Annotated in this window: 14 protein-coding genes, 1 tRNA gene and 1 pseudogene; 11 read left to right on the forward strand and 5 right to left on the reverse strand. The window is 49.1% G+C overall.

The annotated features are described in order from the left end of the window. Positions 1–134 precede the first annotated feature (134 nt). The 5 genes from ACM1PF_RS07325 (at position 135) to htpG (ending at position 4,569) form a co-directional block, all read left to right on the forward strand. Positions 135–464, forward strand: a complete 330-nt coding sequence (locus ACM1PF_RS07325) for a YdhR family protein (protein ID WP_416673640.1) — start codon at positions 135–137, stop codon at positions 462–464. A gap of 52 nt (positions 465–516) precedes the next feature. After that, on the forward strand, positions 517–1,320 hold the full coding sequence (locus tag ACM1PF_RS07330; RefSeq protein WP_416673642.1) for an MBL fold metallo-hydrolase: 804 nt from the start codon (positions 517–519) through the stop codon (positions 1,318–1,320). Between the two features lie 64 nt (positions 1,321–1,384). Then, positions 1,385–1,819 carry an ester cyclase gene (locus tag ACM1PF_RS07335; protein ID WP_416673643.1) on the forward strand — a complete coding sequence of 145 codons (435 nt, stop codon included), beginning with the start codon at positions 1,385–1,387 and terminating at the stop codon, positions 1,817–1,819. A 385-nt stretch (positions 1,820–2,204) separates the two neighbouring features. Then, the gene (locus ACM1PF_RS07340; RefSeq protein WP_416673646.1) at positions 2,205–2,444 is read left to right on the forward strand and encodes a hypothetical protein; all 240 of its coding nucleotides are present in this window, start codon (positions 2,205–2,207) and stop codon (positions 2,442–2,444) included. A gap of 118 nt (positions 2,445–2,562) precedes the next feature. After that, positions 2,563–4,569, forward strand: a complete 2,007-nt coding sequence (gene htpG, locus ACM1PF_RS07345) for a molecular chaperone HtpG (RefSeq protein ID WP_416673648.1) — start codon at positions 2,563–2,565, stop codon at positions 4,567–4,569. A gap of 184 nt (positions 4,570–4,753) precedes the next feature. On the opposite strand, the gene ACM1PF_RS07350 is transcribed toward htpG, so the two are convergent. From ACM1PF_RS07350 to purU, 3 genes and pseudogenes are all read right to left on the reverse strand, one after another. Then, a tRNA-Val gene (locus ACM1PF_RS07350) sits at positions 4,754–4,826 on the reverse strand. Between the two features lie 85 nt (positions 4,827–4,911). Next, positions 4,912–6,023, reverse strand: a pseudogene (gene wecB / locus ACM1PF_RS07355) (non-hydrolyzing UDP-N-acetylglucosamine 2-epimerase). 93 nt (positions 6,024–6,116) lie between these two features. After that, positions 6,117–6,971: a formyltetrahydrofolate deformylase gene (purU, locus tag ACM1PF_RS07360; RefSeq protein ID WP_416673650.1), complete on the reverse strand. Its 855-nt coding sequence runs from the start codon at positions 6,969–6,971 to the stop codon at positions 6,117–6,119. A gap of 340 nt (positions 6,972–7,311) precedes the next feature. Here purU and fghA point away from each other — a divergent pair, with 340 nt between their 5' ends. Further along, positions 7,312–8,157, forward strand: coding sequence for an S-formylglutathione hydrolase (gene fghA / locus ACM1PF_RS07365; protein ID WP_416673653.1), 846 nt, complete (start codon positions 7,312–7,314; stop codon positions 8,155–8,157). A 115-nt stretch (positions 8,158–8,272) separates the two neighbouring features. On the opposite strand, the gene ACM1PF_RS07370 is transcribed toward fghA, so the two are convergent. Further along, positions 8,273–8,719, reverse strand: coding sequence for a hypothetical protein (locus ACM1PF_RS07370; RefSeq protein WP_416673656.1), 447 nt, complete (start codon positions 8,717–8,719; stop codon positions 8,273–8,275). Between the two features lie 58 nt (positions 8,720–8,777). Next, entirely contained in the window at positions 8,778–9,194 is a 417-nt protein-coding gene (locus tag ACM1PF_RS07375; RefSeq protein ID WP_416673659.1) for a hypothetical protein, read from the reverse strand. A 283-nt stretch (positions 9,195–9,477) separates the two neighbouring features. Between ACM1PF_RS07375 and ACM1PF_RS07380 the strand changes: the two genes are divergently transcribed. The 5 genes from ACM1PF_RS07380 (at position 9,478) to ACM1PF_RS07400 (ending at position 13,833) form a co-directional block, all read left to right on the forward strand. Beyond that, the gene (locus tag ACM1PF_RS07380) at positions 9,478–9,720 is read left to right on the forward strand and encodes a hypothetical protein (protein ID WP_416673661.1); all 243 of its coding nucleotides are present in this window, start codon (positions 9,478–9,480) and stop codon (positions 9,718–9,720) included. A gap of 75 nt (positions 9,721–9,795) precedes the next feature. Then, positions 9,796–10,038 carry a hypothetical protein gene (locus tag ACM1PF_RS07385; RefSeq protein WP_416673663.1) on the forward strand — a complete coding sequence of 81 codons (243 nt, stop codon included), beginning with the start codon at positions 9,796–9,798 and terminating at the stop codon, positions 10,036–10,038. Positions 10,039–10,112: 74 nt separating this feature from the next. After that, positions 10,113–10,355: a hypothetical protein gene (locus ACM1PF_RS07390; protein ID WP_416673665.1), complete on the forward strand. Its 243-nt coding sequence runs from the start codon at positions 10,113–10,115 to the stop codon at positions 10,353–10,355. Between the two features lie 254 nt (positions 10,356–10,609). Continuing rightward, positions 10,610–11,038 carry a hypothetical protein gene (locus ACM1PF_RS07395; RefSeq protein ID WP_416673667.1) on the forward strand — a complete coding sequence of 143 codons (429 nt, stop codon included), beginning with the start codon at positions 10,610–10,612 and terminating at the stop codon, positions 11,036–11,038. Positions 11,039–11,118: 80 nt separating this feature from the next. Then, positions 11,119–13,833, forward strand: a complete 2,715-nt coding sequence (locus ACM1PF_RS07400; RefSeq protein ID WP_416673669.1) for a L,D-transpeptidase family protein — start codon at positions 11,119–11,121, stop codon at positions 13,831–13,833. The last annotated feature ends 2 nt before the right edge of the window (positions 13,834–13,835 follow it).

A 13,835-nucleotide genomic window follows, 5' to 3' on the forward strand; every position in this document is an offset into this window, starting at 1 on the left:
AGGGAAAACCTCTCTCCTAACTAACTGACTCGCATCATTGCTTTCTCATCAAACGATCATGAGTTGATCACCCCTGTCTCAATGCCATGAGCCACGATAGAAAGTGTAATGACGAGCGGATTGACTAGGAGAATATGATGCTTACCATTCTACAGATGAATTTCGAGTTTCAAAATTCGCCTGCTGAGGCAAAAGAGCAGGGGCAAAACCTGGCACCAGCCATTTCCCAAGTCCCTGGTCTAATTTGGAAAATTTGGTTGATGGATGAAGCAACCCGCCAGGCAGGTGGCATTTATCTGTTTGAATCACAAACGGCAGCGGACACTTATTTGAACGGGGCGATCGCCCAGACTATCCAGCACCATCCAGACTTTGCCAATTTGCAAATTCGCCTCACTCCCATCTGGGCTGAAGCCAGTGCCGTCACAGCAAATACGGTGCTCTCACTCCCAATCAGTGTGTAGGTAATATCGATCGTTTTTTTAATTCATTACTTTTATTTCAGGAGATGTTTTTATGCAATCCCCCACATTATTTGAAGCACGTCGCGTCACGACAGAAACGTATATTTTGCCTGCTTATTTACCTGTACCCAGTGCGGGCATTCTGCCTGTCAATGCCTTTTTGGTAAAGGCAACCCAGCCCTTACTGGTTGATACGGGTTTAGCTAGCCTGAAAGCCGATTTTATGAATACTTTGAGCCAACTCATTCATCCTGAAGATCTGCGCTGGATCTGGCTAACCCATGTTGATCCGGATCATGTTGGCAATCTGGTGGATGTTCTCAATGCCGCTCCTCACGCTCATGTGATTACCACATTCTTGGGGATGGGCAAACTGGGACTTTTACAACTTCCCCTCGATCGCATCTATCTACTGAACCCAGGGCAAAGCATGAATTTGGGCGATCGCATCATTACCGCCATTAAACCACCCTGCTTTGACGCGCCGGAAACCACGGGATTGTTTGACCACAGCACCCAAACCTTCTTTAGTGCCGACTGCTTTGGCGCATTGATGCAAACTCCTACAGAAACTGCGATGGAGATTGCTCCCCATGCCCTACGCGAAGGTTTGGTGAACTGGTCAATGGTGGATGCTCCCTGGCTTTCGATGGTCGATCATCAGGTATTTAACCAAGCCCTATCCGCTGTACAGCAATTGGATGCCGAGTGGATTTTGAGCAGCCACCTGCCGCCCGCCGCTGGTATGGTGCAAGCCCTGATCGCTAATCTGCAACCTGCCCGTCACACCACGCCCACCCCTGGCCCTGATCAACAGGCATTTGAGCAAATGATGGGCAAGCTGATGACGGCTTGATCTGTCTTCCCCTTCTTCTCTGCCGAAACGACAGTATCTGCATCTTTTCTTGGAGGTTTTTACAATGTCTACAGCGTTTTCCCCCTCAACCCTAACGAAACACAAACAAGTGGTTGAACAATTTTTAGATGCCACTCACAGCGGTAACGTTGATGTGATCGACACGTTGGTATCTGCTAACATCATGACCCACAACTTTCCAGGTGGTAAAAGTCCCACAAGCCGCGAGGAATACAAGGAATTTTTCCGTCTGTGGGGACGAGGGGTTCCCCAGCAAACGTTCACCGTTCTGGCGATCGTTGCTGAAGCCGATAAGGTGGTTGTACATTACGCCATTACCGGATGGCATGATGGCGATCTGTTGGGTATTCCTGCTACGGGTCAAAAAATTGATTTTACAGGAGTGGCATTTTATCGCATGGAGAACAGTCAGATTGCTGAAACCTGGCTCTATCCAGACACCTCAACCCTACTCCAGCAAATCGGGGTGTCCCGCTGAAGAATGCTTACTGTTAGTCATCTCTTTTGGATGAAATAGACAAACATAAGGCGATCGAGCATCAGCAATGCGTACCAGGAGCGATCGGATTTTGACCCGTTGGGTAACTTCGTCCAGGGTTAGCTTTTCCTCCAGTTATGTTAGCCCGCCCAGGAGTATGCTTTCAGGTCTTCCAACGGACTTAGCAGAATCAGGAGTTTTACGCGGAGGCTAGACTATAGATCACTTATTATACAGAGCCACCCCGTTTAATCATGAAGGCGAAATCAAAGGCTCCTTCTCCAGAAATTGCCCGATCGCCCCTTTAATTGGCTGTGGAGGTACATTATTCTCTGTCAGTTAAATCTGAGGCGAGTAGGATCGGTAGCATAGGACAAGCAAAGCAATGGAGTCAGATCATGATTACAGTGGAAGGAACCGTACAACGATCGGACATGGGAGCGGGAACCTGGGCCCTGGCGGCCGGGATGGCACCACCTACGAACTGCATAAAGATGCGCCCAAGGACTTGTTGAAACCCAACTTACAGGTGCGGGTTAAGGGGCAGGTCCGGGAGGATGTGATGACGATCGCCATGATTGGCCCAGTCCTGGAGGTGAAAAGCTTTGAGCTGCTGGAACCATAGGTAAGGGCACAGGTGGGGAAATCCGATCTCGTGCGGTGGGAACTCCGACTGATTAGAATAAAGGCGATCCCTTAAGCTAGGGCATGATAGCGTTGCCCAGTCATACCCACGTAGACTCATGACAACAATTTTGGAACAGGGAAATATTTCGATCCATACGGAGAATATTTTTCCCATCATCAAGAAATGGCTGTATTCTGATCACGAAATCTTTCTGCGCGAGCTGATTTCCAATGCGGTAGATGCCATCCAAAAGCTGAAGATGGTATCTCGATCGGGGGAATATTCTGGCGATATTGGTGAACCGGAAATCAAAATTACGATTGATAAAGATAATAAGAAACTGTCGGTGTCGGATACGGGCATCGGCATGACGGCCGATGAGGTCAAAAAGTATATTAACCAGGTGGCGTTCTCCAGTGCGGAGGAATTTGTCCAACGATACAAGAGCAACGAGGAGCAAATCATTGGTCACTTCGGGCTAGGGTTTTATTCCTCGTTTATGGTGGCTTCCCGCGTGGAAGTGGATACCCTGTCCTACCAGGAAGGGGCGCAGGCGGTTCACTGGACCTGTGATGGTTCGACTCAGTTTGAGTTGACAGAATCCGATCGCACCGATCGCGGAACCACCATCACCCTGACCCTGATGGAAGAGGAACTGGATTACCTGGAACCCTTCCGCATCAAGCAGTTGGTCAAGAAATACTGCGACTTCATGCCCTTCCCCATCCAGCTGGATGGCGAGCAGATCAACCAGCAGAAAGCCCCCTGGAAAGAATCGCCCAGCAACCTCAGTGATGAGGATTATCTGGAGTTTTACCGCTACCTGTATCCCTTCCAGGAAGAACCCCTGCTGTGGGTTCACCTCAATACGGACTACCCCTTCGTGGTGAATGGCATCCTCTATTTCCCGAAGCTGAAGCCGGATGTGGATGTCACCAAGAGCCAGATCAAGCTGTTCTGTAATCAAGTTTTTGTCAGCGACAACTGCGAAGAGGTGATTCCCCGATTCCTGTTGCCCCTGCGCGGTGTGATTGACAGCACCGACATTCCCCTCAACGTCTCCCGCAGCTTTTTGCAAAACGATCGCACGGTTCGCAAAATCGCTGATTACATTGCCAAGAAAGTAGGCGATCGGCTGAAGGAGCTATACCGGGACGATCGGGTTCAATACATTCGCTGCTGGCAAGACCTGGGAACCTTTGTTAAATTCGGTTCGATGAACGATGACAAGTTCAAGAAACAGGTCGAAGATATTCTGATCTATCGGACGACCCATGCCGGTTCAACGACGGGTGGACAGGAATCTGGAGAGGCTCCAGCGGTACAGGTGCAGGCGGAAGAGGGAGATGTCTGGCAAGAAGTACAGCCCTCCTCCAGCAGCGACTCTGATTCGCCCTATTCCCTGGATGGTCAGTCCTACACCACGCTGAAGGAATACCTGGAGCGGAACAAATCTCGCCATGAGAACCGGGTTTACTACTGCACCGATGGGGCATCCCAGGCGACTTATGTGGAACTGCACAAGAACCAGGGCTTAGAAGTGCTGTTCATGGATTCCTTTATCGATTCCCACTTCATCAGCTTCCTGGAGCAGGAATACTCCGAGGTCAAGTTCTCGCGGGTAGATTCAGACTTAGATGAAACGCTGCTGGATAAAGATCAATCCAACGAAATTGTCGATCCTGCCACCAATAAGACCCGCAGCGAAACGGTGAAGGAATTGTTTGAACAGGCACTGAACAAACCCAAAGTCACCATTCGCACGGAAGCACTCAAGTCCGACAATGCGGAAGCCGCTCCCCCGGCGATCGTCCTGCTCCCAGAAGCCCTGCGACGGATGCGGGAAATGAGTGCCCTGTTGACGCAGCAATCCGTAGAGTTTCCAGAGGAACACACTCTGGTCGTCAACACCTCCCATCCGCTGATTCAAAACCTGCTGAGCATTAACAAGGGCAGTATTGTCCAGACGGAAGGTACGTCTCCGTCCGGGGAACTGGCCACATTAATCTGTCAGCACGTTTACGATCTGGCGTTGATGGCGCAGAAAGGGTTTGATGCGGACGGCATGAAGTCCTTTGTGGAGCGATCGAACCAGGTTTTGACGCGGTTAACGCAAGCTTAGTTTGGACTCGATCGGTTGATTGATTGAAAAATACAGGAGGAGGGAGGTTTGGTTTGAATCTCTCTCCTTTTCCGTTGTAAGGGCGCACAACAGCGCATCCCTAACGGGTATCTTATTCTGCCGTATCTCCCTTAGGGCGATCGACGAATGCTCTAACTGTAAGCTAGAAACCTTGATTTTCTGATGGGCAGTACTGGACTCGAACCAGTGACATCCTGCTTGTAAGGCAGGCGCTCTACCAACTGAGCTAACCGCCCGAGCGGTGTGCTAATCAATCGCACAATTATTAATAGTAGCAGGTCGATCGCATTTTGCAAATAGTTTTTCAAAAAATCAGGAAAATCACTGGCAAAACTGTTTAACCGCCTGCACAATCCGCTGGGAAGCCTGCCCATCCCCAAAGGGATTGATCGCTGTTGCCATTGCATCATAGGCTTCAGGATTGCTCAATAACTCCGATGCTGCCGCCGCGATCGCCCCTGCATCCGTGCCCACCAGTTTTGCCGTTCCCGAACTCACCGCTTCCGGGCGTTCCGTCGTGTCTCGCAGGACTAAAACGGGCTTACCCAAACTGGGAGCCTCCTCCTGGAGTCCGCCTGAATCCGTCATCAGCAGGTAGCAGCGTTGGATTGCCCCCACCAGTTCCCCATAGTCCAGCGGCTCGATCAGGAAAATGCGGGGATGGTTGCCCAGGATCGCCTTGAGCGGTTCTCGTACGGTGGGATTCCGGTGCAGGGGCAGCAGCAAAGCCGTATCGGGGAATTTGTCCAACACCTGCAAAAAGCCCGCCGCGATCGCCTGAAGCGGTTCTCCCCAGTTTTCTCGCCGGTGGACGGTGGAGAGAATCACGCGGTAGTTATCCCACTCCAGTCCAGGAACTGGGCAATCGGGATGCCGGGCCGCCATCGTCAGCAGGGCATCAATCACTGTATTCCCCGTGTGGTAGATCTGTCCCAGCACCCCCGATCGCTCCAGATTCTCTACTGCCAGCGTGGTTGGGGCAAAGTGCAGGTGAGTCATCTGGGAAATCAGCCGCCGGTTGGCTTCTTCCGGGTAAGGATTGTAGATATTATCGGTGCGTAACCCTGCCTCAACGTGCCCCACGGGAATTTGCTGGTAGAAAGCTGCGATCGCCGCTGCGAAGGCAGTTGTGGTATCTCCCTGCACCAGCACCACATGGGGTTGAAGCTCCTGAAACAGGTTCTCTAACCCCTGCAAACTCCGGCAGGTAATATCGCTCAGGGTTTGTCCATGCTGCATAATCGCCAGGTCATGATCAGCCGTCAGGTCAAACAAGTCCATTACCTGAGCCACCATTTCCCGATGCTGTCCCGTCAGCACCACCTGGGTTTCAAAGGCGCGATCGGCTTTGAAGGCCTGGATGACGGGGCCAGCTTGATGGCTTCGGGGCGGGTGCCCAGGATGATGCAGACTCGAATTGGTGATTTAGACATACCCACTGGTTGGCTCGTGATAGACCAATTTTGCCCCAGTGCAGCACCTTACCGCAAAAAATTTAGTTTGTCGAATATCCATCTTCGAGGAAATCAGGCAAATACAGCGGTGCGATTTCCGTAGACTAACACTCGGTTTTGCAGATGGAGGCGAACAGCCCTGGCCAAAACGACCCGCTCCAGATCTTTGCCTTTGCGGATCAGATCGTCTACCTGATCCCGATGGCTGACCCGCACCACATCCTGCTCGATAATTGGGCCTTCGTCCAGATCCTGCGTCACGTAATGGGCAGTAGCTCCGATGATTTTGACTCCGCGATCGTAGGCCCGGTGGTAGGGATTGGCTCCGGGAAAGGCGGGCAGGAAGGAATGGTGAATATTAATAATTCGGGGAAATTGGGCGATGAAGTCTGAACTGAGAACCTGCATATACTTGGCCAGCACCACCAGATCAATCTGGTACTGTTGCAACAGTTTTAGCTGTTTGGCTTCCTGATCTGGCTTCGTATCCGGCGTGATTGGGATGTGGTGATAGGCAATACCAAACTGTTCGGCGATACCTTGCAGGTGCGGATGATTGCTGATGATCAGGGGAATTTCTGCCCTCAACTCCTGCGATCGCTGTCGCCAGATTAAATCAAACAAACAGTGATCTTGACGGCTGACCCAAACGGCAATTCGGGGAGTTTGATCCGAAAAGTGGAGTTGCCATTGCGCGTTCAGGGGTTGGGCGATCGAGCCAAAGGCTGCACTGATGATATCTCGCGGCAAGTTGAAGCCTTCTAGCTCCCATTCAATTCGGGTCAGGAATAACCCAGCCGAAAAGTCCGTATGCTGATCGGCATGAATAATGTTTCCACCATTAGAATAAATAAAGTTGGCAAATTTCGCCACTAAACCCTTCTGGTCAGGGCAGGAAATTAACAGCGTTGCAGTCGGACGATTCATGGGCGCACCACACAACCATGATTTAATACTAGAGCAGGTTTAGGGGGATGGTGAAGCGGAAAGCGGGAAATCGTCCGTTTTCCTTCAGGTAGTGTCGTACTCGCTCAGGATAGGTGCGATGTTTTTTGTATCCCAGATGTTCAAACATCCCGACGGAGTAGATCCGTAAGCAGGAGTTTGACAGTTATTATCATGTTGTAATTGGAGTCTAATCATTTTGCAGATTCTTTTCTGGAATGATTACGGTTTGTAATGTTTGAAATAGGTTAAAATTTCGGGGCATTGGTAGGGCGATCGTTGTCCGATCGTCCGATCGATGGATAGTACTGGGGAATGAATTATGGTGTCTCTTGCTGCGTTGAATACCTTCAAATGTTTTGGCGGTACGGTCGGGTTTTATCGGCATGATTCTTTAAGCTGCAACAGCGAGATCAGGTTTGCTGTATATTTACCGCCGCAGGCAGACGCTCAGCCTGTACCCGTGCTGTATTTTCTTTCTGGACTCACCTGCACAGAGGAGAATTTCATCACCAAAGCAGGAGCACAACAATTTGCCGCCCAGTATGGATTAATGCTGGTGGTTCCCGATACGAGTCCTCGTCAAACCGGAATTGCTGGAGAAGATGACGACTGGGATTTTGGTTCAGGAGCGGGATTTTATCTGGATGCGACCCAGGCTCCCTGGAGTGCCCACTACCAGATGTACAGTTACGTCACCCAAGAACTCCCTGCCCTGATCGCAGAACACTTTCCTGCTCAAACCGATCGCCAGGGTATTTTCGGTCATTCGATGGGGGGGCATGGGGCGTTGGTGTGTGCATTACGAAATCCCGATCGCTATCGTTCTGTGTCTGCCTTTGCACCGATCGCCGCTCCGATACAAAGCCCCTGGGGACAGAAAGCATTTACGAACTACTTAGGCAGCGATCGGGAAAGCTGGAAGTCTTACGATGCCAGTGAGCTAGTGGTTCAGCAGCCCTTCAAGGACACAATTTTGATTGATCAAGGACTGGCGGATTCATTTCTGGCGAACCAACTGATGCCGGAGGTATTTGAACAGGCTTGTGCATCCGTTGGTCAATCCCTCAACCTCCGTCGCCAGGAAGGATATGATCACAGCTATTACTTTATCTCCACCTTCATGGAGGATCACATCCGACATCATGCAGAAAGACTGTGTGGATAAGTCAGGGGATAAATATAGCGACTAGCAAAAACCCCTCGCAGCAACGGGCTGGAAGGGTTCTCTGGCATTGTCATAAAGTAGCTGAGTTGGATATTTTAGTGTCTGGTGAAATGAATTAACCCTGCCATTCATTACGAGGTTGATGCCAGGGGGGAACGGGGACATAAAAGGCGATCTTTTCCCGTGTCCAACCACCGCCGATCGCGGGACTCATGGAATATTGATAGCGCCAGTTGCCATTGTCTACCGAGAAATATTGATACACTGGCGCATAGCGACGACGCGGAGAAGGAGCCGCATGGAAGGCAATACCTTCATTCGTCCAGCCAGGGCCATCTACCGTTTGACTGGTGGAATATTGATAGCGGTAGTAGGGAGTGGTAGCAACAAATTGGTAAACCGGAACAATATCCCTGGATGGGCGATCGAGTCCATAAAAGGCGATCGGCCCCTGTTTCCAACCATCTCTAATATTCGGATTGGTGGAATATAGAAACCTCCAGGGATTGTCCGAGTAATACTTATAAACCGCTAAAAGTTGAAAGGCTGTAGCGTTTGTCATTTTGAATTCTCCAGGTTGAAACTGTACACCGAAAAGATCCCTAACTGTGGATTTGGTGCTAGAGAAAAGTGGGTGAATAAAATGCGATTTTCTCCCGTCTCCAGCCATTGCCAACTGCTGGATTGGTGGAATAATGATATCGCCAATTACCATTTTCTACTGCATAGTATTGGTAAACAGGTACATACTGTTGACGAGAATTTTGAGCTGCATAAAAGGCAATTCCTTCATTTGTCCAGCCCGAACCATTCACCCTCGGACTGGTGGAATATTGATAGCGGTAGTAGGGAGTAGTGGCAACAAATCGATAAACCGGAACCAGACCGGGGGCAGAGTGCTGAAATCCATAGAAAGCAATAATTCCCCTTTTCCAATCATCTCTAATATTTAGTTCGGTAGAATATAGAAATCTCCAGGGGTTCTCTGAATAGTATTCGTAAACGGCTACAGGCTTGGGAGTTACTACGCTAGTCATGATTGATTCTCCAGATTAGAATGTACACATTAAACCTCAAAGTAAATCCCCATGATTTCGGAAAGAAAATCAAATTAATTTGGCAATCTTTCCTGATCAAAAACCACCTTAATATTGCACCTTAACTATTAAAAATCATCTCCTTAACTTTCCCTAAGTTTTACCCATTTTCAATCAGGGAAATCCTTTGTAAGGTTGAAACATGACGAATGAACAAGCCCGATGCAACACAGCAAGGCAGTTCACCAAGGTCACTCATCAACCTAACTAAGGAGAAAAAATCATGTCTCACCCAACTTCCTACGACCACTACTACGCTCAAGCTTGCGAATATGTTGTGCCCGTTAAGCTTGTTGTGCCCATCTTTGTCGAGCCTAAAATCTTTACCAAGTCGGTCTGCGCTCGGGAAACAGTTCATATTGACCTGGAACCCCGCATCAACCTGGAACCCGAAGTTAAAGCCAATCGTCCTGTTTGTGTTCCCCAAGCTGACTGTCCTCAGGAAGTTGCTTTGCTAACTGAATAATCGGCAGAGCAAGCCCAAATCGTGAGTGACAGCCTGTTGAACTAATACCAATCAATTAATTAAGGAGAAAAAATCATGTCTCACCCAACTTCCTACGACCACTACTACGCTCAAGCTTGTGAATATGTTGTGCCCGTTAAGCTTGTTGTGCCCATTTTTGTAGAACCTAAAATCTTCACCAAGTCAGCCTGTGCCCGGGAAACGATTCATATTGACCTGGAACCCAAAATCAACTTAGAACCTGAAGTAAAAGCCAACCATCCAGTCTGTGTTCCGCAGAATGGACATAAACGAGAAGTTGCTTTACTGAGCGAGTAGTCAGAATAACGAGTAAAAATAGCAAGTTACGCACTGTTGACCCACACATGATCAATTGATCAAGGAGAAAAATCATGTCTAACCCAACTTCCTACGACCACTACTACGAGCAGGCTTGTGAATATGTTGTACCGGTCAAGATCGTTGTACCAATCTTCATAGAGCCTAAGATCTTTACCAAGTCAGCCTGTGCACGGGAAAAAATTCATATTGATCTGGAACCTCAAATCAAGTTAGAACCTGAAGTCAAAACCAACAACCCCGTCTGCATTCCTCAGAATGGTCATAAGCGAGAAGTTTCTTTACTGAGTGAATGATTGGATAAAAGTAGAAATTGGCTATCTCGAAATTAGCTGAGTAGTTAATTAATAGATGTTTTAGTGTCAAGATTGGGACTCTTATTATGCATTAATAAGAGTCCTTTTATTTTCCAGCGACTGACAAATGAAAACAGATAAAATCAAAATTATTTTGAATTAAATGTGGAAACCTATAACTGTTTATTGAAGTTAACTACAGAATGAAATTTTCTACTACTTACCTTTACCAAATCAAGTGAGAGGATTTAATTATGAACAGTAGTATTGCTCGAATTGAAAAGAATGGCAAACAACCCCAATGGCGGGAAAATCCTTGCCAGACAGATTGCAAAACACCTGAACCATGCAAGCCAGACAAACCGACTCCAGATCCAAAGTGCCCTGAGAAATGTACGGAAGTGATTCGTGAGAAGGAGTCAAAGGAAACTCATATTCATGAAATTAAAGAAGTCCCCTCAGATTCCTTGCCAAAACTGACCCGGTTTTTATTAGGGCTAACCGGACTCCTGCTGCTGGGAAGTATTTTGAGTAATTTGCTGATGGTCTGGGCATTCACCCGGATTGACACAACTTCAACTCATACAGAAATCACCAATACTTCTCATACAGAAACGTCACGAGTTACTGAAAGAATCTATGGGGATGAATATTACTATTACGCCCCACCGGCTCGATGGTAGTTCCCAATGTGTTTCTAACCCGAAGACAATTTCTCCCCTTCGGGTTTGATCCATTTTATTAAATCTGGAGTTTGTTCATTATGCTGGGCAAAGTATCATATCAAAACCGTTCTCGATCGCCCCACAAAGTTTCCTACAATCTGCAATCTGCCAGTCCTTCCCGATCGCCTCAGCGCAGTTCTAAATGGGTTCGCACTCTCCGCAGGATGGTTGCGATGATCAGTCTGACGATCGGCTGTATCGTTCTGATTGGTTTTGTGCCCAGCCAGCAGGCAAAATTGCGGCAGAGTGTTGCTCAAGCAGACCAATTACTGCAATCTGCACCCGTTGAGAGTCTAGTCACTGCGATTCAAGCAACCGGACAAAACCGCGATCGCTTACCCTGGAAAATGCTGCCTGAAGTAGAATCCAGCTTATTAAATGCGGTGCAGAATGCCAGGGAACGGAATCGGTTTGAGCAGGCTGGACAGATTTACACGGCAACCTTTGCACCTGATCAGCGGGTCGCGGCGGCTGGGGAAGGGGGACAAATTTATCTGTGGGAGCAGTTCCCTGATCCACGGCAAGTGCAAACTCAGATCCTGCAAGGCAACGGTGAGGCGATCGGCTCAATTGCTTTCAGTCCCAATGGATCGGCTGTGTTGGGCAATCCCGTATCCGCAGACGACATAGTGCAGTTTTGGCAGTTGCAGGACGATTCTGGCTATCAACTTTCGGAGCAGCAGGGAAACTGGATCTCGGCAGCGTTTAGCAGCGATGGACAAAGGGTGATTAGCCGTAGCTTTGATGGACGAGTGCAGCTCTGGAATGCTGGCGGAGAATGGATTGCTAACCTGTATCCCCGGCAGGCAGGTGGCATTGGAACTGTAGCATTTGATGGCGGCAGCATTGTCAGTGGTGGAGCTGATGGAAATATCACCCTATGGGATACGAAGGGCGATTTGCAGGGACGGCTATGGGCAGGAGCTGAGGTCAACTCGCTGCAATTAGATCAGGGTGGTCAGCGTATTATCAGTCAAGATCACAATCGGCAGCAGGCCTTTGTTTGGGATGTGGCTGCAAACCAGTGGAATCAGTTTCTTCTGGGAGAAACCGACACCGGGCGATCGGCTACACTCAGTCCTGATAACGGAATAATTGCCAGGGGAAATCAGGATGGTTCTGTACAACTGCTGCCCCTGGTGGCTGAGAATCGACAGTTTCCCGCCCGATCGCTCATTGGCCATCGGGGAGCGGTGAACACGGTTTCTTTCAGCGCAGATGGTAAAACGATCGCCTCTGGTGGAGAGGATGGCACGGTGCGGCTGTGGGATGTGTGGGATGGGACGTTGTTGACGAAATACCATTTACAACAGTGGATGGGGAATTCGGTAGAGCAGACTGTACTGAGTCCAGATGGGGAAACGATCGCCCTTCAAAGTGGTGAAACGATCCGGATTCAGGATATAGGACAGAATGTTTTAGCGCAGATATCGGATGATTCAGCGAAAAGTTCTAGCCAGATTACTTTCACCGATCGGGGGGAAACGGTGGTTCTGCAAAAGTCGATCGAAACGGCAGGAGAAGCCCAGATTAAGGTAAGTCTCTGGAATCGAAAAGGGGAAGAAATCGGAAGCTTTTTACTTCAGAGTAATGAAGCGATGCGGGCGATTCAATTTAGCCCAGATGGACAATATCTTGCAAGCTTAGGTTCTACAGGAAATATTCAACTGTGGAATCGAAATGGTCAACCGCTGGGAACAGTAACCGCAAATCCATCGGCTCAATTCCTGGTGTTTAGTCCCAACGGGCAGTGGCTTTTGAGCGGAGGTGGAGATGTAGAACCCCAGACCTGTCTCTGGCAAATTAAGAACGATTCACTGCGTCCATCCACCTGCCATTCCCTGAACAGCCGGATTGCCACCTTTAGCCCCGATCAGCGGACGGTTGCGATCGGTTCCGAGGATGGGCAACTCTATCGGTGGAATCTCAGAACGGGACGGGTGACACCAACCACTCAGCACCATACAGCTGCAATTACATCGATCGCGTTCAATGCTGATGGAACTCGCCTGATTAGCGGTAGTGCAGATGGGCAAATTCGGTTATCGGATGCTCAGGGAGAACCGATCGGGCTACCTTTTATTGGGCATGCAGCAGCGATTCAATCTCTGGCCTTCAGCCCCAATAATGAAACGATCGTGAGTTTAGGGCAAAATGGTGAAGTGCGCGTCTGGCAGGCTAATTGGCGCGGTTGGTTAGAAACGGCTTGCCATCGTTTGCAGTATCACCCGGTTTTGCGATCGCCCAATACTCCAGTTGCACGAGGTGCAAAAGCAACCTGCCAGCAATACGTTGAATCCTTTGGTGAAGCTCCGGATGAACTGACGAACGCTCCCCAACTGGCTGTACCCGATCGGGATGCCGATGCGATGCGTTTGGTGGTTAAATTAGGAGAACGTCGGGTGCACCTTTATCATGGAGACACGATTCAGGCGAGTTATCCCCTGGCGATCGGTAAAGCAGGCTGGGAAACACCAACTGGGACATTCAGGGTCTTTGAAATGTTGCAAAATCCGGCATGGACGCATCCTATTACCAGAGAACGAATGGGAGCTGGAACAGAAAATCCTTTGGGCACCCGCTGGATTGGCTTTTGGTCAGACAATTACAACAAAATTGGATTTCATGGTACACCCGATCGGAATTCAGTTGGACAAGATGTATCCCACGGTTGTTTACGCATGTATGATGAGGATGTTCAAGCATTGTATGAACAGGTTCAGTTGGGAACTCCAGTGGTGGTGATGCCATAAAG

The organism is Egbenema bharatensis FJBBOT/2019 (assembly GCF_048077055.1).
In the GTDB taxonomy this organism is placed as follows: domain Bacteria; phylum Cyanobacteriota; class Cyanobacteriia; order Elainellales; family Elainellaceae; genus Egbenema; species Egbenema bharatensis.